The sequence below is a fragment of the Streptomyces sp. NBC_00090 genome, assembly GCF_045160815.1.
Lineage (GTDB): Bacteria > Actinomycetota > Actinomycetes > Streptomycetales > Streptomycetaceae > Streptomyces.
The window spans coordinates 8158390-8176282 of the sequence record NZ_CP108224.1; the positions used below are offsets into that span (position 1 = coordinate 8158390).

The 17893-nt window shown below is 68.4% G+C and carries 11 protein-coding genes and 2 pseudogenes; 8 read left to right on the forward strand and 5 right to left on the reverse strand.

Features of this window, described 5'->3' with window-relative positions; all coding sequences use genetic code 11:
- Position 1: 1 nt before the first annotated feature.
- From kdpA to OG361_RS36325, 5 genes are all read left to right on the forward strand, one after another.
- Positions 2-1666, forward strand: coding sequence for a potassium-transporting ATPase subunit KdpA (gene kdpA / locus OG361_RS36305; protein ID WP_405860468.1), 1665 nt, complete (start codon positions 2-4; stop codon positions 1664-1666).
- On the forward strand, positions 1663-3804 hold the full coding sequence (gene kdpB, locus OG361_RS36310; RefSeq protein WP_405860470.1) for a potassium-transporting ATPase subunit KdpB: 2142 nt from the start codon (positions 1663-1665) through the stop codon (positions 3802-3804). Before kdpA ends, kdpB begins: the two co-directional genes overlap by 4 nt.
- A gap of 5 nt (positions 3805-3809) precedes the next feature.
- Positions 3810-4475 carry a potassium-transporting ATPase subunit C gene (locus tag OG361_RS36315; RefSeq protein ID WP_405860472.1) on the forward strand — a complete coding sequence of 222 codons (666 nt, stop codon included), beginning with the start codon at positions 3810-3812 and terminating at the stop codon, positions 4473-4475.
- A gap of 115 nt (positions 4476-4590) precedes the next feature.
- The gene (locus OG361_RS36320; RefSeq protein WP_405860474.1) at positions 4591-5283 is read left to right on the forward strand and encodes a response regulator; all 693 of its coding nucleotides are present in this window, start codon (positions 4591-4593) and stop codon (positions 5281-5283) included.
- A gap of 14 nt (positions 5284-5297) precedes the next feature.
- Positions 5298-7841: an ATP-binding protein gene (locus OG361_RS36325; RefSeq protein WP_405860476.1), complete on the forward strand. Its 2544-nt coding sequence runs from the start codon at positions 5298-5300 to the stop codon at positions 7839-7841.
- Between the two features lie 120 nt (positions 7842-7961).
- Here the strand turns inward: OG361_RS36325 and OG361_RS36330 are convergent, their stop codons facing one another.
- Genes OG361_RS36330 through OG361_RS36340 form a run of 3 tightly spaced genes read right to left on the reverse strand, consistent with a single transcriptional unit; the run spans position 7962 to position 10420 of the window.
- Entirely contained in the window at positions 7962-8747 is a 786-nt protein-coding gene (locus OG361_RS36330; RefSeq protein ID WP_405860478.1) for an ABC transporter permease, read from the reverse strand.
- Positions 8744-9700, reverse strand: a complete 957-nt coding sequence (locus tag OG361_RS36335; RefSeq protein WP_405860480.1) for an ATP-binding cassette domain-containing protein — start codon at positions 9698-9700, stop codon at positions 8744-8746. The genes OG361_RS36330 and OG361_RS36335 overlap by 4 nt, the downstream gene beginning before the upstream one ends.
- Before the next feature lie 54 nt (positions 9701-9754).
- Positions 9755-10420: a DUF4097 family beta strand repeat-containing protein gene (locus OG361_RS36340; protein ID WP_231076044.1), complete on the reverse strand. Its 666-nt coding sequence runs from the start codon at positions 10418-10420 to the stop codon at positions 9755-9757.
- A 244-nt stretch (positions 10421-10664) separates the two neighbouring features.
- On the opposite strand from OG361_RS36340, the pseudogene OG361_RS36345 reads away from it, so the two are divergent.
- From OG361_RS36345 to OG361_RS36355, 3 genes and pseudogenes are all read left to right on the forward strand, one after another.
- Positions 10665-10769 (forward strand): annotated as a pseudogene (locus tag OG361_RS36345) (MarR family transcriptional regulator); the annotation flags it as partial.
- Between the two features lie 124 nt (positions 10770-10893).
- Positions 10894-11400: pseudogene (locus OG361_RS36350) on the forward strand (transposase); the annotation flags it as partial.
- 122 nt (positions 11401-11522) lie between these two features.
- On the forward strand, positions 11523-11930 hold the full coding sequence (locus OG361_RS36355; protein ID WP_405860482.1) for a transposase family protein: 408 nt from the start codon (positions 11523-11525) through the stop codon (positions 11928-11930).
- 140 nt (positions 11931-12070) lie between these two features.
- Here OG361_RS36355 and OG361_RS36360 read toward each other — a convergent pair whose 3' ends face one another.
- On the reverse strand, positions 12071-12910 hold the full coding sequence (locus OG361_RS36360; protein ID WP_405860484.1) for a hypothetical protein: 840 nt from the start codon (positions 12908-12910) through the stop codon (positions 12071-12073).
- Positions 12907-17550, reverse strand: a complete 4644-nt coding sequence (locus OG361_RS36365; protein WP_405860486.1) for an AAA domain-containing protein — start codon at positions 17548-17550, stop codon at positions 12907-12909. The genes OG361_RS36360 and OG361_RS36365 overlap by 4 nt, the downstream gene beginning before the upstream one ends.
- Positions 17551-17893: the final 343 nt, after the last annotated feature.

Here is a 17893-nt window from a genome sequence, read left to right on the forward strand (position 1 = left end):
CATGAGTCCTGTTCTTGCTGGGGTTCTCCAGCTCCTCGCGCTGATCGTCGCGCTCGGCCTCTCGTACCGCCCGCTGGGTGACTACATGGCGCGGGTCTACTTCTCGGAGAAGCACTACAAGGCCGAGAAGTGGATCTACAAGTCCATCGGCGCCAACCCGGACACGGAGATGCGCTGGCCTGCTTACCTGCGCGGTGTCCTCGCGTTCTCCGCTGTGAGCGTTCTCTTCCTCTACCTGCTTCAGCGGGTGCAGGGTTCGCTGCCCGGCTCGCTCGGCTTCGTCTCGATCGACCCGGACCAGGCCTTCAACACGGCCGCGTCCTTCGTCGCCAACACCAACTGGCAGTCGTACTACGGCGAGCAGGCCATGGGCCACGTCGTGCAGACCGGCGGCCTCGCGGTGCAGAACTTCGTGTCGGCGGCGGTGGGCATCGCCGTGGCGGTCGCCCTCGTACGGGGCTTCGCCCGGTCCCGCACCGGTGAGCTGGGCAACTTCTGGTCCGACCTGGTCCGTGGTGTCGTCCGCATCCTGCTGCCGATCTCGGTGATCGGTGCGCTGGTGCTCGTCGCCTGCGGCGCGATCCAGAACTTCGCCGGCATCCACGAGGTCGGCCAGTTCATGGGGGGCAGCCAGCAGTGGAACGGCGGGGCGGTGGCCTCGCAGGAGGTCATCAAGGAGCTGGGCACGAACGGCGGCGGTTACTTCAACGCCAACTCGGCCCACCCCTTCGAGAACCCCAACGGGCTCTCCAACCTCTTCGAGATCTACCTGATTCTCGTCATCCCCTTCGCGCTCACCCGCACCTTCGGCCGCATGGTCGGTTCGCTCAAGCAGGGTTACGCGATCCTCGGCACGATGGCGACGATCTGGCTCGTCTTCACCGGCCTGATGCTGTGGACCGAATTCGCGGGCAAGGGCCCGGCGTTCGAACTGGCCGGCGGCGCGATGGAGGGCAAGGAGACCCGCTTCGGCATCAGCGCGTCGGCGATCTTCTCGGTCGCCACCACGCTGACGTCGACCGGTGCGGTGAACTCCTTCCACTCCTCGAACACCGGCTTCGGCGGCGGGATCAACCTCCTGGGCATGCAGCTCGGCGAGATCGCGCCCGGCGGTGTCGGCTCCGGCCTCTACGGCATGCTGATCATGGCGGTCATCGCGGTGTTCATCGCCGGTCTGATGGTCGGCCGCACCCCCGAGTACCTGGGCAAGAAGATCGGCACCCGCGAGATCAAGTTCGCGGCCTGCTACATCCTGGTCACCCCGGCGCTCGTCCTCGGTTTCACCGCCGTCGCCATGGCGCTGGACACGCCGTCGAACTCGATGACGAACTCCGGCGCGCACGGATTCTCCGAGATCCTGTACGCCTACACCTCGGGCGCCAACAACAACGGTTCGGCCTTCGCCGGTCTGAACGCGGACACGCAGTGGTTCAACTCGACGATCGGCATAGCGATGCTGCTCGGCCGGTTCCTGCCCATGGTGTTCGTGCTCGCGCTGGCCGGTTCGCTGGCCGAGCAGACGCCCGTACCGGAGACGGCGGGCACCCTGCGGACCGAGAAGCCGCTGTTCACCGGCCTCCTCGTCGGCACGATCCTCATCATCACCGGTCTCACCTACTTCCCGGCCCTCGCGCTGGGACCGCTCGCCGAAGGGCTCGCGGCATGACCAACGACGTGAAGAACATCGACGTGAAGAAGCAAGAGGACAACGTGTCCACCACGACTCCGACCCCGACGAAGGCGCCCCACGGCGACCTGGCCGCCGGACGCGTCGGCGCGGGACTGTTCGATCCCAAGCAGCTGATCAAGTCCTTCCCCGACGCGATCAAGAAGCTCGACCCGCGGGTCATGGTCAAGTCCCCGGTCATGTTCGTGGTGCTGATCGGCTCGGTGGTCACCACCGTGCTCGCCGTAAAGAACCCGGGCGACTGGTTCGGCTGGGCGATCACCGCCTGGCTGTGGCTCACCACGATCTTCGCCAACCTGGCGGAGGCGGTCGCCGAGGGCCGCGGCAAGGCCCAGGCCGACACCCTGCGCAAGGCCAAGACCGACACCGTCGCCCGCCGGATCATCGGCACGAACGAGGAGCGGGTCCCCGGCACCGAGCTGCGCATCGGCGACCTGGTGGTCTGCGAGGCCGGCGACATCATCCCCGGCGACGGTGACGTCGTCGAGGGCGTGGCCTCCGTCGACGAGTCCGCCATCACCGGCGAGTCGGCCCCGGTCATCCGCGAGTCCGGCGGCGACCGCTGCGCGGTCACGGGCGGTACGAAGGTCCTCTCGGACCGGATCGTCGTCAAGATCACGACGAAGCCCGGCGAGACGTTCATCGACCGGATGATCAGCCTGGTCGAGGGCGCCGCCCGGCAGAAGACCCCCAACGAGATCGCCCTCAACATCCTGCTGGCGTCCCTCACGATCGTCTTCCTCCTCGCCGTCGTCACGCTGAAGCCGTTCGCGATCTACGCGGGCGCCGACAAGCAGACCTCGCTCATCGTCCTCACGGCGCTGCTGGTGTGTCTGATCCCGACGACGATCGGTGCGCTGCTCTCCGCGATCGGCATCGCGGGCATGGACCGGCTGGTGCAGCGCAACGTCCTCGCGATGTCGGGGCGTGCGGTCGAGGCCGCGGGCGACGTGTCGACCCTGCTGCTCGACAAGACGGGCACCATCACCCTCGGCAACCGGCAGGCTTCGGAGTTCGTCCCGGTCAAGGGCACGACGGAAGCAGAACTGGCCGACGCCGCCCAGCTCTCCTCCCTCGCGGACGAGACGCCCGAAGGCCGCTCGATCGTGGTCCTCGCCAAGCAGAAGTACGGCCTGCGCGAGCGCCACCAGGGCGAGCTCTCCCCCGCCACGTGGATCGAGTTCACCGCCCAGACCCGCATGTCGGGTGTCGACGTCGACGGCAGGCAGACCCGCAAGGGCGCGACCGGCTCGGTCGTCGCCTGGGTCCGCGAGCAGGGCGGCACGGTCGCCGCCGACGCCGAGACCCTGACCGACCGGATCGCGCAGGCCGGCGGTACGCCGCTGCTCGTCGCGGTCAAGGACGGCAAGGGTGCGCGGGTCCTGGGAGTCATCCACCTGAAGGACGTCGTCAAGGAGGGCATGCGGGAGCGGTTCGACGAGCTGCGCCGCATGGGCATCAAGACGGTCATGATCACGGGTGACAACCCGCTGACCGCGAAGGCCATCGCCGAGGAGGCGGGTGTCGACGACTTCCTCGCCGAGGCCACTCCCGAGGACAAGATGGCCCTCATCAAGCGGGAGCAGGCGGGCGGCAAGCTCGTCGCGATGACCGGCGACGGCACCAACGACGCCCCCGCGCTCGCGCAGGCCGACGTCGGTGTCGCGATGAACACGGGCACGTCGGCCGCGAAGGAGGCCGGCAACATGGTCGACCTCGACTCCAACCCGACCAAGCTCATCGAGATCGTCGAGATCGGCAAGCAACTCCTCATCACCCGGGGCGCGTTGACGACCTTCTCGATCGCCAACGACGTGGCGAAGTACTTCGCGATCATCCCCGCGATGTTCGCCGTCGCCTACCCGAGCCTCGACAAGCTCAACATCATGGGCCTGGCCTCGCCCGAGTCCGCGATCCTCTCGGCCGTCATCTTCAACGCGCTGATCATCATCGCCCTGGTGCCGCTCGCCCTCAAGGGCGTCCGCTACCGGCCGTCCAGCGCGGACTCGATGCTCCGGCGCAACCTCGGGATCTACGGACTCGGCGGCCTGATCGCCCCGTTCATCGGCATCAAGATCATCGACCTGCTCATCTCCCTCATCCCCGGAATCGGCTGACCACGATGAACAACTCAGCAGCGAACACCGGCCGCGTGCTCTGGGCGGGCCTGCGTGCCCTCCTCGTCCTGACCGTGATCACGGGTGTCCTCTACCCGCTGGCCGTCACCGGGATCGCCCAAGTGGCCTTCCCCGGCAAGGCGAACGGCTCCGAGGTGAAGGTGGACGGCAAGGTCGTCGGCTCCGAGCTCATCGGCCAGACCTACAACCTGCCCCTCAAGGAGGGTGAGGAGACCGCAGCCCCGGACCTGAAGTGGTTCCAGCCGCGCCCGTCGAACGGCCTGGGCTCCAACAGCGTCAACACCCAGTACTCGATCATCCTCTCCGGCGCCACCAACCGGTCCGGTGACAACGAGGACCTGATCACCTGGGTCAAGGACGCGAAGGCGGCCGTGATCAAGGACAACTTGGTGAACGGCTACACGGTGCAGCCGTCGGACGTGCCCGCCGACGCGGTCACCTCCTCCGGCTCCGGCCTGGACCCGCACATCTCCCCGGAGTACGCGAAGCTCCAGGTCCACCGGATCGCCGAGAAGAACAACCTCGACGTCAAGCAGGTGGAGAAGCTCGTCGCCGACCACACCGACGACCGGATCCTCGGCTTCATCGGTGAGCCGCGCGTCAACGTCCTCCAGCTCAACATCGCGCTCAAGGAATTGACCAAGGGCTGATGGCCTTATCGAAGCGGCATGGGAGCCGGTGGACCCGGGAGTGCCCCGGGTCCGCCGGCTCCCGCAGCACGACGAACGACACGAACCGCACGTACAAGAGGAAGGCAGCACGCCGATGACGCGGGTGCTGGTGGTCGAGGACGACGCGCAGCTCGCACGAGCGCTGGTGATCAACTTGCAGGCGCGCCGATACGTGGTGGATGCGGCACCGGACGGTGCCACGGCACTGTCCCTCGCCGCCGCCGAACCACCGGACGTGCTGATCGTCGACCTGGGGCTGCCGGACATGGACGGCATCGACGTCATCAAGGCGTTGCGGCGCTGGAGCCGTTCCCCCGTGCTCGTCCTTTCGGCGCGTAGCGGTTCCGAGGACAAGATCCGTGCCCTCGACGCCGGCGCGGACGACTACATGACCAAGCCGTTCAGCATGGACGAGCTGCTCGCCCGGCTGCGGGCCGCCACCCGGCGTACGGCCGAGGCGCCGGCGGAGTCACCGGCCACGGGTGGCGGCCGGGTCGTCACCGACGAGTTCACCGTCGACCTGGTGGCGAAGAAGGTGAAGCGTGTGGACCGGGACGTACGGCTCACCCCGACCGAATGGCATCTGCTGGAAATCCTGATCTGCAACCCGGGGCGGCTCATCAGCCAGCGCCGACTGCTCCAGGAGGTATGGGGCCCGAGTTACAGCACCAAGACGAACTACTTGCGGGTCTACATGGCCCAGCTGCGACGCAAACTGGAAGTGGACCCGTCGCACCCTCGCTATCTGATCACCGAACCCGGTATGGGCTACCGGTTCGAACCGTAGGAGAGACGCAGTACATGGGACGCGGAAAGCTGCGCATCTACCTGGGAGCGGCGCCGGGCGTCGGCAAGACGTACTCCATGCTCTCCGAGGGGCACCGGCGCGTCGAACGCGGTACGGACTGCGTCGTCGCCTTCGTGGAGCACCACAACCGGCCCCGGACCGAGGTCATGCTGCACGGCCTGGAGATGATTCCGCGCCGGACGATCGAGTACCGCGGCACCTCCTTCACGGAAATGGACGTGGACGCCGTCCTGGCCCGGCGGCCCGCCGTCGCGCTCGTCGACGAACTGCCGCACACGAACGTGCCGGGCTCGCGGAACGCCAAGCGCTGGCAGGACGTCGAGGAGCTGCTCGCGGCTGGTATCGACGTCGTGTCGACGGTCAACATCCAGCACCTGGAGTCCCTCGGGGACGTCGTCGAGGCCATCACGGGTATCCGGCAGAAGGAGACCGTCCCGGACGAGATCGTCCGGCGCGCCGACCAGATCGAGCTGGTCGACATGTCGCCCCAGGCGCTGCGCCGCCGCATGGCGCACGGCAACATCTACAAGTCGGACAAGGTCGACGCGGCCCTCTCCAACTACTTCCGCCCCGGCAACCTCACCGCCCTGCGTGAGCTGGCCCTGCTGTGGACGGCCGATCGGGTCGACGAGTACCTCCAGGAGTACCGGACCGAGCACCGCGTCTCCAAGATCTGGGGCTCCCGCGAGCGGATCGTCGTCGGCCTCACCGGCGGCCCGGAGGGACGGACCTTGATACGCCGCGCGGTGCGGCTGGCCGAGAAGGGCGCGGGTGGCGAGGTCCTCGCCGTCTACATTTCGCGCAGCGACGGTCTGACCTCGGCCTCCCCGAAGGAGCTGGCGGTCCAGCGGACCCTCGTCGAGGACCTGGGCGGCACCTTCCACCATGTCGTCGGCGACGACGTCTCCGCGGGGCTGCTCGAGTTCGCGCGCGGGGTGAACGCCACCCAGATCGTGCTCGGGGTGAGCCGGCGCCGTTCCTGGCAGTACCTTTTCGGCCCCGGTGTCAGCGCGACGGTCGCTCGCGAATCCGGACCCGACCTCGACGTCCACATCGTCACCCACGACGAGGCGGCGAAGGGCCGCCGGCTGCCCGGTCCCGGGGGCGCCAGGCTCGGCCGGTCCCGGACCATCTGGGGCTGGCTCGTGGGCCTGGCCGGTCCGGCGCTGCTCACTCTGCTGCTCAGCACCGCCGCCCCCGACGTTGGCCTGGCCAACGACGTCCTGCTCTACCTCACGCTTACTGTCGCGGCAGCGCTCCTGGGCGGGCTCAAGCCGGCCCTGGCCTCCGCGGCCTTCGGATCGCTGCTCCTGAACTGGTTCTTCACCCCGCCGATACACCAGCTCACCATCGCCGACCCGCGCAACATCGTCGCCCTGGCGATCTTCGTGGGGGTGGCGATCTCGGTGGCCTCGGTCGTGGACCTGGCCGCGCGCCGGACGCATCAGGCCGCCCGCCTGCGGGCCGAGTCGGAGACCCTGTCCTTCCTCGCCGGGAGCGTCCTGCGGGGCGAGACGACGCTCGAAGCGCTCCTCGAACGTGTCCGGGAGACCTTCTCCATGGAGTCGGTCGCGCTCCTGGAACGTCCCGAGGAGACGGAGCCGTGGTCCTGCGTGGCCGTCGTCGGCCACCGACCGGCTGATCGCCCGGAGGACGCGGATGTGGACATGCCCGTCGGTGACCACCTGGCCCTTGCCCTGTCCGGCCGGGTGTTGCCAGCCGAGGACCGGCGCGTGCTCGGCGCCTTCGCCGCCCAGGCCGCAGTCGTCCTCGATCGGCAGCGGCTCGTCGGCGAGGCGGAGGAGGCCCGGAAGCTCGCGGAGGGCAACAAGATCCGTACGTCGCTTCTCGCGGCCGTCAGTCACGACCTACGAACGCCGCTCGCCGGCATCAAGGCCTCGGTCTCGTCGCTGCGCTCCGACGACGTCGAGTGGTCGGACGACGACCGGGCCGAACTCCTCGAAGGCATCGAGGACGGCGCCGACCGCCTCGACCACCTCGTCGGCAACCTCCTCGACGTCTCCCGCCTGGAGACCGGGACCGTCACCGCCGTCATTCGGGAGACCGACCTCGACGAGGTTGTCCCGATGGCCCTGCTCGGAGTCCCCGAGGACAGCGTGGATCTCGACATTCCCGAGACGCTCCCGATGGTGGCGGTCGACCGCGGCCTGCTGGAACGGGCGGTCGCCAACGTCGTCGAGAACGCCGTCAAGTACAGCCCGCCCGGGCAGCCCGTCCTCGTCTCGGCGAGCGCCCTGGCCGACCGGGTCGAACTGCGAGTCGTCGACCGCGGCCCCGGTGTACCCGACGAGGCCAAGGACCGCATCTTCGGCGCCTTCCAGCGGTACGGCGACGCCCCGCGGGGTGAGGGCGTCGGTCTTGGCCTGGCGGTGGCGCGGGGCTTTGTGGAGGCGATGGGCGGCACGGTGACGGCGGAGGACACCCCCGGAGGCGGGCTGACCATGACGGTCACGCTGCGGATGGCCGACGGGGCCCCGCCGTCCGTTCCGGACCTGGCGGCCGGCGCGACCACCTGATGCCAGTGGACGGGCGGGGCCTGAGAACGCGGACGGGGCGGCGTACGCCGACGTGGTGTCGGGGGTACGCCGCCCTCGGGTGGGACGCGTTGCGAGTGGTGGCCCGCGTGTTCACGGCTCCTACTTGGGGTCGCGGTTGAACACCGCCTTGGACCAGAAGTAGCCGAGGGCGGCGAGGCCGAGGCACCAGGCGACGGCGAGCCAGCCGTTGTAGCCGATCTCGGTGCCCAGGAGCAGGCCGCGGAGGGTTTCGATGGCGGGGGTGAAGGGCTGGTACTGGGCGATGGGCTGGAACCAGCCGGGCATCTGGTCGACGGGGACGAAGGTGCTGGAGATCAGCGGGAGGAAGATCAGCGGCATCGCGTTGTTGCTGGCGGCCTCGGCGTTCGGGCTGACCATGCCCATGCCGACGGCGATCCAGGTGAGAGCCAGGGCGAAGAGGGTGAGGAGTCCGAAGGCGGCGAGCCATTCCAGGGCGGTGGCGTCGGTGGAGCGGAAGCCGATTGCGACGCCGACGGCGCCGACGAGGACGACGCTGATGACGGACTGGATCACGCTGCCGATGACGTGGCCGGTGATGACGGAGCCGCGGTGGATCGCCATGGTGCGGAAGCGGGCGATGATGCCCTCGCTCATGTCGGTGGAGACGGAGACCGCGGTGCCGATCGTGGTGGAGCCGATCGTCATCAACAGCAGGCCGGGGACGAGGTAGGCGATGTAGTCGGAGCGGTCGCCGCCGCCGATGCCGGCGCTCATCGTGTCGCCGAAGATGTAGACGAAGAGCAGGAGCAGCATGATCGGCGTGAGCAGGAGGTTCAGGGTGAGGGAGGGGTAGCGCCGGGCGTGCAGGAGGTTGCGGCGCAGCATCGTGGACGTGTCGCGGGCGGCGAGTGACAGAGAGCTCATCGGACGGACTCCTTCGACTGGGCGGGGACGTTGGTGGTGGCGGTGAGGGCGAAGAACACGTCGTCGAGGTCGGGGGTGTGGACAGTGAGCTCGTCGGCCTCGATGCCGGCGGAGTCGAGCCGGTCGAGGACGGCGCGCAGTTCGCGCTGGCTGCCGTCGCTGGGGAGCTGCAGCGCGAGGGCCTCGTCGTCGCTGGTGGCGTCGTGGAGGGTGGTGGCGGCGGTGCGATAGGCGTTCGGGTCGGTGAAGCGGAGGCGTACGTGCCCGCCGGGGATGAGCCGCTTGAGTTCGTCGGCGGTGCCTTCGGCGGCGATCTTTCCGTCGTTGAGGACGGCGATGCGGTCGGCGAGCTGATCGGCTTCTTCGAGGTACTGGGTGGTGAGGAAGACGGTGACCCCGCCGGTGACCAGCTCGCGGATGATCTGCCACATGTTGTGGCGGGAGCGGGGGTCCAGGCCGGTGGTGGGCTCGTCGAGGAAGATGATCCGCGGGCTGCCGACCAGGGTCATGGCGATGTCCAGACGGCGCTTCATGCCCCCGGAGTAGGTGGAGGCCGGCTTCGACGCGGCCTCCGTCAGGTCGAAGCGGGCCAGGAGTTCGGCGGTGACCCGGCGTCCCTCCTGCTTGGAGAGGTGGTGCAGATCCGCCATGAGGAGCATGTTCTCCTCGCCGGTGATCAGGCCGTCGACGGCGGAGAACTGCCCCGTCACACCGATTGCGGCGCGCACGGCCTGCGGTGTGGTGGCGAGGTCGTGGTCCGCGACCTGGGCCTGTCCGCCGTCGGCGGTGATGAGCGTGGACAGGATCTTCACGGCGGTCGTCTTGCCCGCGCCGTTCGGGCCCAGCAGGGCGAAGATCGTTCCCTCGGGGACGGTCAGGTCGATGCCGTCGAGGACGGTCTTGTCGCCGTAGGACTTGCGCAGCCCGTTCGCCGCGATGGCCGGGGTGGTCATGGTGAGGTCTCCTCAGAGGCTGACGGTCGGGGACTGCGGGTCAGGAGTTGCGGGTCAGAGGCTGCGGGCGGTGATGTCGCCGTACGCGGCGGTGGCCTGGATGCTCAGACCGGGGGTGCCGTCGTTCTTGAGGGCGTTGCTGATGTGGCCGTAGGCGGTGCCGGCGTCCAGGGAGGCGGAGACGTCGGCGGCGGCGCCGACCGAGATATCGCCCTTCTGGGTGCTCAGGGTGACCGTGCCACTCACTGCCTCGGCGATGCGGATGTCGCCCCGCGCGGTGCTGATCTCTGCGGAGCCGGCCAGCCGGCCGACCTCGACGTCGCCGTCGGTCGCGGTGAGGCGGAGGCTCGCGGCCTCGTCGATCTTGATCTGGCCGTAGGCGCCCTCGAAGCTCACGTCGCCGAGCCGTCCGACGCCGCGGAGTTCGGTGGCGGCGGCCTCGGCCTCGACGCGGGAGCCGGCGGGCAGCTGGACCGTCACCTCGATGGATCCGGTGTTTCCGAAGATCCCGTTCTTCGTCTTCGGGACTTCGATCCGCAGGACACCGTCGGCGTAGGCGACTTCGGTCTGCTCGGCCGTCTTCACGTCGCGGCTCTTGGACGGGTCGGCGGGCAGGATTTCGACGGTGGTGTCGGCCCGGTCGGCGGCGATGAGCCGGATGCGTCCTGCGGGGACGGCGAGGACGGTGACGATCGCGGCGGCGGTGTCGAACTTCTGCATGGTGCTTCTCCTTCGTCTGTAGCGGGCGCTTCTTCGCCTCGCTGTTTCCGATGAAGGAAAAGCTACGTTGCGTTCAATGAACCGGCAAGCCTCCAGTTGCGCAAAATAGCCATAATTGCAGGTCAGTTGCGAGATTTCATTGCAACGGTTCTGAATCTAACGCAACGACCCTCCCTCGTTTCGTTGCAATGAACTGCCGGTGAACGCTATGCTCGCGGCGCCACGGAGGCCGAAGGCGACCGTGATGCCGGGAGGCGGACTCACTCAGCCCGAACGTCACCAGATCGCGCTGGGACTGGCTGGCGGCCTCGCGTACGCGGAGATCGCCAGGCAGTCCTCGCTAACGCGGATTGACTGACGGCTTCCCGCCGTTCTTCCCATGCCTGGCAACCGCCTGGCACCGGCGCGCGGAGGCCAGCCCCGGTTTCGTCAGCCGACGCCCCCCTTCAACAGCCGCTCCAGCTCGTTTCCGGCCGATGCTCGCTTTCCAGCCCCGCAAGCGGTTCGCGAAAGGCACCGTACTCATCGTGGACGGCACCCTGGTCCCCGCCCGAGACCACTCCATCGCCGAGCGGTCGAAGAATTACCGGTACTCCACCAACCACCAGGTCGTCATCGACGCCGATACCCGCCTGGTCGTCGTGGTCGGCCGGCCGCTCGCCGGGAACCGCAACGACTGCAAGGCATGGGAAGAGTCCGGCGCCAAGGCTGCCGTCGGCAAGACCCTCACGATCGCCGACGGGGGCTACCCGGGCACCGGACTCGTCATCCCGCACCGCCGCGATCGCGGCCAGACCGAGCTCCCGGCTTGGAAGGAAGCCCACAACATCTCCCACCGCAAGGTCCGCGCCCGAGTCGCGCACGTCTTCGCCCGCATGAAGACCTGGAAGATCCTCCGCGACTGCCGCCTCAAGGGCGACGGCGTACACCACGCCATGCTCGGCATCGCCCGCATGTACAACCTCGCCCTCGTCGGATAGGCAAGCGGGCCGCACAGCGGGCCACCCCCGTGGCGGCTCGGAGATCATTTACGGGACAGCCCTTACGAGCTCGTGCATGGGTGGCGGTGCAACGCTGGTTCTTGATCCCTGATCATGTTCGTGTGGTGGGGAACGGGTCTCGTGCAGCGATCATCAGCGACCGGAGGATCACAGGGCTGTCGGCCGATGTGATCGTCGAACTCGTCGCCGAGGTCGGTCCGTTATGGCACGAGCGACACCAGGCGAGGCTGGAGTCCAGACCGCGGAAGCGGGCCGTCGGCGCTGGCGCAAAGCACCGGCTGGTCTTCATCGACCGGCTCCTGGCCACGCTTGTCCATCTCCGTCACGGTGCTACTCACGACGTGCTGGCCTGCTGGTTCGGTGTCGACCGCTCCACGATCACCCGGGCGAGCATGCTCCCGGAGGAGCCTCGCTGGTTAGTCGGCGAGGCTCCCTTTTCGTCCTTCATCGGCTCACCCGGGTGCGCAGATGAAGCATTGAGCTTCTTCGGCGCTGACGCTCTCGGGTGAGGGTGGCTGCAGTGATGGTGGTCATGCGGTTGGGTCGCAGCGGAGGACGGGAGTGCGGGAGCTGCTGGGGGTGCCGGACGGCCGCCCCCGTGCTCAGACTCGTCTGATGAGCTGCGCGCGGGACGGTGCGGTTCGGATGATCAGGCTGCCTTGGGCTGGGAGTCGGCGAGGTCGTTCAGGACCGCGTTGACCACGGGCCAGCACATGTCCAGGGTGTCGCGGTCCGGGGCGTGAGCCTCCCGGATCTCGGCGCGCGGATGGACGAAGTTGCGGTACTTGCGCAACTCGTGGCAGAAGCGTTCGACGTCGGCCCCGATCCAGCCGGCGTCGTGACAGGTCTTGATCAGGAAATCCAGGCTCACCCTGTCGGGGGAGGTGCGGCCGAGCAGGGAGGCGTCGCGCTCGTGAACGACGTGGACGAGGACGCCTTCGAGGAGGCTGCCGAGCATGATGATGGCGGCCACATGGGCGCCGTTGGCGTAGCAGGTGTGGGCCTCGTCCAGGCGGTGCTGGAGTAGGCCGGCCATGTTCTGGTCCGTGATGAGGTCGGTCATGGTGGCTCTGAGCTCGGCTGGGCCCTGGCTGCCCGGATGGGCGAGAGAGGGGTCGCAGGCGACGAGGCGTGGGCGGCCGCCGGGGTTCTCAAGGCGTACGCCCTCATGGATGAGGAAGGCGTTGACGGCGGAGATGACGGCGGGGAGCTGTTCGGGCTCGTCGAGGTACTCGCGCGGGTCGGCGAGCCGGTGCAGGACCTTCTCCAGCTCGGTGGGGTCCTCGCGGCGCTCGGTGAGCCGGGCGTGGGCCCACTCCCTGCGGTACTCGCCGTCGTACTCCGGCACGCGCTGCCAGCCTGCGTGTTCCAGGAACCGGGCGATCTCGTAACCCTTGCGGTAGTAGAGGTGTTCGTCGCCGCAGATGACGCGGGCCAGTTCCTCCAGGGTGTTGGCGTCCAGGATGCCGAGAGGGGAGTGCGGGGTCATGCCGAGCCTTCCGTGATGTCTTCGGGTTCCTCGTCCTCAGCCGGTTGCAGAACAGCGAGGGGATCTGCTGCGTCGGTGGTGTTCGCGGCTTCTGTCGTGTCCTCGGTCAGGTCCCCGTCGGAGGAGAGGTCGAGCGGGGTCCACCGCACAGCGGAGGGCGCGGTGGATGGCGTGGGGGAGTGGGCGTCGTCGAAGGTGGCCGGATGGATGCCCAGCCGGTGCAGCTCCGCCCACAGCCCGGTCAGTGATTCGTCGGGGTCAAAGCGGAACTCGCTCTCGCGGATACGCCAGAACGTCCAGCCCACCCGCTGGAGTTCACGGTCGCGCCGCTGGTCGCGCCGGATCTGCCCGGGCGTGGAGTGGAATCGGTCGCCGTCGCACTCCACCGCCAGACGGCTGCGGGCACCCACCACCACGAGGTCGATGCGTCTGTTCCCAGCAGGGAATTGCGGGACGACGTGATAGCCGCGTGCCTTCAGGCGCAGGTAGACCTGCTGCTCGAAGAGGGACTCGAACGGATCCTGCGGGATGTCCGCCGAGACGTCACCGATCTGGTCAGTGCTCGCCAGAACGGCGGGCGGGTTCTCCATGTAAGCGAGGAGATTGAACCGGAGGTCTTCCTTCTTCAGGCGGTCCGGCGGAATCGAGTAGAACAGCCGCATCTGGTCCTGTGCCCGGGAGGCGGCGACGTTGTACGCCTGCCGTTCGCTGCGTGCACCGCCCGCGATGCGTGGCGGGTTCGTCGCCACCATCGACAGCAGGATGACGTGCCGCTCGTCTCCCTGGAACGAGGCGGGATTGCCCACCCGAATCTGGTGGTGTTCGCGTACCGGCGCCGGAACCCTCTCGTTGATCAGCTGTTCCAGGAGCTTGACCTGCCCCACCGGGCCCTGCAGGGCAATGACGCCCATGGTCTTGTCCTGGTAGGCGGGATCCTCGACCAGCCGGGCCAGGCAGTCGGTGACGGCCTCGGCTTCCTTGGGGTTGCGAAGGCGACTGTCGCGGCCCTGGGTGACCGCTCCCTCGACGAAGTGCGTCACGAGCGGGTCGAGACGCTCGCCGCCGAACTGCCGAAGCGGCTGCAACTTGTCGTTGTAGAAGGTCCGGGAGGACCAGCCGATGATCTCGGGCATGCAGCGGAAGTGCTCTTCCAGCCGGATCACCTTCGGGAAGAACGTGGACAGGAGCTGGTAGAGATTGGTGGCAGGCGTGTAGAGCTGGCGCAGCATGGGCGGCATGTCCGGCAGATGTGAGAGGAGCCGGTCCTGGATCGCCTGGAGCCGGCCCATGCCGCTGATCGGAGGCGCGCACTGCTTGTCGTCGCCGACGACAATCACACGGGGAGCGAGCCACAGCAGGAACAGCGCGTCCATGCCTGCCTGGCTGGCTTCATCGACGATGACGACGTCGAAGGCGTCGCGCTTGGGCGCCACCATCTCCGCCACCTGAGAGATGGGCATCACCCATGCAGGCACCGCTCCCTGCGCCGTCCGCATCGCGTCGTGCGCTGCGGCACGATAACGGCCCGCGTTGCGGCCCTTGCCCTTGCCGTACGAAGCCATGTGATTGCGGTATGCCTGCAGCGCCGAACGCTGCTCCTGTGTCATGCGCTCCAGGCAGTGCAACCTCCCCCAGGTGGCGGCGAGATCACCGGTCAGTGCCTCCAGGCGGCGTTCGCACTCGGCTAGCTCGCCCTCCAACTTACGCTCTCGCCCAGGAGTGCGCCGGCGCTTCACGAACGCGGAGGCCGTTGCCCAGGCCCATGCCTCAGCCAGGGAGTCCAGCCGCTTCTCCCAGGCTGGATCGTTGGCCTCCTCCGTCAGCTGGTCCGCGAGCAGCGGGTGCGCCCGGCGCACGCTGTCCAGGAGTACGGCGCACCGTCGCCGGCGGTGCTCGCGCCGATGCGCCTCCCGCAACGCGTCAAGTTCCTTGGAATAGCGCTCGGTGTCCTGTTCCCGGATGGCATGTGCTGCGGCCAGTGCCTCAGGGGCGGGACGTGAACCCTCCGACGGTGTACGCAACTGCTCTTCCCACGTTGCCAGTCGGATCAGTGCCTCGTCCGCGGCCCGCCGATCCGAAAGCGCCGCAAGTGCATCGGCGAAGTCCTGCCAGGCCATGCGTGAGGTGAGATCGATGTGCAGGCCGTGGTGGATGAGGACATCGTCGATGCGCTCGCGGGCGGCACCGAAGGCGTCGACCTGCCTCAGGCGCGTGTACGCCTCCGTCAAGGACGCCAGTCGGAGTTCCAGGGGACCGTCGGAGAGGGGGGCACCTGCCTGCGCCCACCGGCGCGCGATTGCGTCCACGGTGGCGAGAGCCCGCAAGTGTGTGAGGACGACATCGAGTTCGTCCGGTGTACCGGGCGAATGACCGTCGACAGAGCAGACGTCTAGGAGGTCCTGGGCGTCCTTCTGCGCCTTCGAGGCCAGGAGGCTGCCCCGCTTGCGCAGCCTGCCGCCCCCGGCGAGATGGGCTCGCAGGGCGGCGCCGACGGTGCTGAACGCGTCGGCCTGCTGCCCCGTGAGCGCCTCGGGCAGGAGCACACGCCGTGTCACGACGGCTTCCAGCTGTTGTGACACCTCGGTGAGCTGGTCGTTGAGGGCGTACACCTGGCGCCACATGGCGGAGTCTTCGCGGGACAGGCGGGCGGTCAGAGCATTCGTGGTCCACTTGTTGGTGTCCCAGCGCCTGGAGTTCGGTGGCAGGCCGAGGTGGTGCAGGGCCGTACGGCAATCGCTCGCGAGTGAGACCAGTTCGTCGGTGACGGAGGTGTCGAGTTGCGCGAGACTGTCGCGGATATCGACCGCTTCGAGGGACAGGCCGTCGTCGGTGATCCCTCCCGCCTCAATCGCCTGACTCAGGTCCTCGGGGGAGGGGAGGGTGTCGGGATCCGGCAGAGTGCCTCCGGCCCGGGGTTCCGCGGCGCCCTCGCGCAGCAGGCTCAGCAGTTCGGCCGCCTGAGCGGGTGACAGCGGAGGGGAGGAGGGTGTCGGTCCGTCCTCCGGGACCAGGCCGATCCAGGAGTGGGGCTCGGCGTTGTCGCGGACGCGCTGCACGATGGCGGCGAGGACACCGCCGTACCCGGGAGCGATCTCCGGGTGCCGGTAAACCTCTGCCTCCCGCAGTGAGATCACCTCCTCGGTGAGCGTGGTAATCCGTTCACGTACCTCCTCGCGCTGTGCGGCAAGCTGGCGGATCTCGTCCCGCAGCTGCTCCGGGTCGCTGGCGGCGACCTGGTCGGTCAGGGCGTTGATCGTCCGCTCCAGTTCGTCCGCCCCGTCCTGGCGGGCGGAGCTGAGCAGGAGGACGCACAGGTCGCGTACGGCAGGAGGAAGTTTGTCCCGCAGGACGGTCAGGGCCTGGTCCCGGGCGCTGGTCACCAGGACCCTCTGCCCCTGGGCCAGCAATGCCGAGACAAGGTTGGCGATGGTGTGCGTCTTGCCGGTGCCTGGCGGACCCTGCACGACCACGCCGGTGTCGTGTTCCAGGCGCCGCAGCACACTGCGCTGGCGTTCGTTGGTCTTGCCCGGGAAGAGCGGGTCGTCCCCGAACAGGGGAGGGATCTCTCGCCCGTCCCAGTTCGCACGAGCCTCGGCGTCCAGGGGCAGCACCAGCTGTGCCAGTGCCAGCGGCGCGTGTGCCTCCGAGGCCACGCTGTCGGCGATCCGTTCGTAAAAATTCAGCAGGGCGTTTCGGTCCCGGGGGCGCAGCACCAGCGCCGGGGCGTACGTGAGGCGTGCCCCCGGCTCCGGCTCGCGGGGAGGCTGCCACTCGGCGCTGAACGTCACGGGACGCTGCAGCACGCGTTCCTGCCACTGGGCCAGGTGTTCCAAGGTTTCCGAGCCGAGGAGGTGCAGCGACTGGGCCGCGATCTCCTCGGCGAGCGCGGCCGACCGCTCGGGGACCCATCCGTCGTCGGTGTCGAGAAACGCCTGGTCCTCGAGCCGTACCGCCCCTTCGGCCGTCAGCCGGACAGTGAGCCGGGCGGTTTTGCGGTCCACCGAAGTCTCCACCCGGTGGGTGAGGATGTGGCGATGGACGGCGTCGCCGCGTGGGTCACTCCATGTCAACAGGCCCGTGACGAGGACGAGTTCGAGCTGGTCGTCCTGCTGGGTCAGTTTCTGGTGCCAGTGGTAGACCTGCTCGTACAGCTCCCGCAGGGCCCGCTCGGCCCGCTCCCGCTCGGCCCAGCGGCGCCACCGCGCCAACCACGGTCCGTAGGCCCGCAACACCTCGGCCGCGTCCTCGCGGCGGACACTGTGGTCGTCGGCCTCCTCCCGCCATTGGCGCCCGTCCTCGGCACGCACCAATCCCTTCCCCGGTCCCTCGCTCGCGAGCGGCGGATCCTCACCGTCCACGTCCCGGCACAATTCAGGGGACACCCAGCCGTCCAGCACCTCCGGCAGTGGCGGCGGGGCAGCCTGGGGCACGTGGTCGAGGGTGAACAGGATGCCGTCGGGCCGGTCGACGGGGCGTCGTACGGAGGCCGGCAGACTGGCGAGCCACAAACGCTCCCGCGAACGCCGGTCGTCCCGTAGACGCTGGTGGCTGCTTTGGACGACCTCTCGCAAGAAGCCGATCAGTCCGGTGGTCTGCCCGATGACATCAGGGCCGTTCGCGGCGTGTCGTGGCACCTTCACCTGTCTCCCCTCAGCTGGTGACGAACGTTCCAGAATCGGGTGGCCGAGGAGGCACGACAACGCAGTCCGGGAGAATGGCGCGATCTACACACTGTATAGGCTGGATTGACGCACTGTAGTTGGACGGCGAGGGGTTCCCTTCTGAGGGGCCCGTGCAGAGCGTGGGGCCGTTGCATAGCGATTCAGGTCCTTGCACCGCCCTCCCTTTGCGGCCCTTCTCGCGTTGTCGTCCGAGCACGCGTTGTAGAGAGCTGAGCTTGCAGGGGGGAGCCGCGCAGTGCCCGGCGGCACTGCGCGGCCAATGTCGGTGGCAACGTCTAGAGTCCGGCGCATGTCTGCTTCG

What these genes read in the sequence shown, in the direction of transcription:
- kdpA (WP_405860468.1), top strand. Translation starts at nt 2, where the DNA reads ATGAGTCCTGTTCTTGCTGGGGTTCTCCAGCTCCTCGCGCTGATCGTC.
- kdpB (WP_405860470.1), top strand. Translation starts at nt 1,663, where the DNA reads ATGACCAACGACGTGAAGAACATCGACGTGAAGAAGCAAGAGGACAAC.
- OG361_RS36315 (WP_405860472.1), top strand. Translation starts at nt 3,810, where the DNA reads ATGAACAACTCAGCAGCGAACACCGGCCGCGTGCTCTGGGCGGGCCTG.
- OG361_RS36320 (WP_405860474.1), top strand. Translation starts at nt 4,591, where the DNA reads ATGACGCGGGTGCTGGTGGTCGAGGACGACGCGCAGCTCGCACGAGCG.
- OG361_RS36325 (WP_405860476.1), top strand. Translation starts at nt 5,298, where the DNA reads ATGGGACGCGGAAAGCTGCGCATCTACCTGGGAGCGGCGCCGGGCGTC.
- OG361_RS36330 (WP_405860478.1), bottom strand. Translation starts at nt 8,747, where the DNA reads ATGAGCTCTCTGTCACTCGCCGCCCGCGACACGTCCACGATGCTGCGC.
- OG361_RS36335 (WP_405860480.1), bottom strand. Translation starts at nt 9,700, where the DNA reads ATGACCACCCCGGCCATCGCGGCGAACGGGCTGCGCAAGTCCTACGGC.
- OG361_RS36340 (WP_231076044.1), bottom strand. Translation starts at nt 10,420, where the DNA reads ATGCAGAAGTTCGACACCGCCGCCGCGATCGTCACCGTCCTCGCCGTC.
- OG361_RS36360 (WP_405860484.1), bottom strand. Translation starts at nt 12,910, where the DNA reads ATGACCCCGCACTCCCCTCTCGGCATCCTGGACGCCAACACCCTGGAG.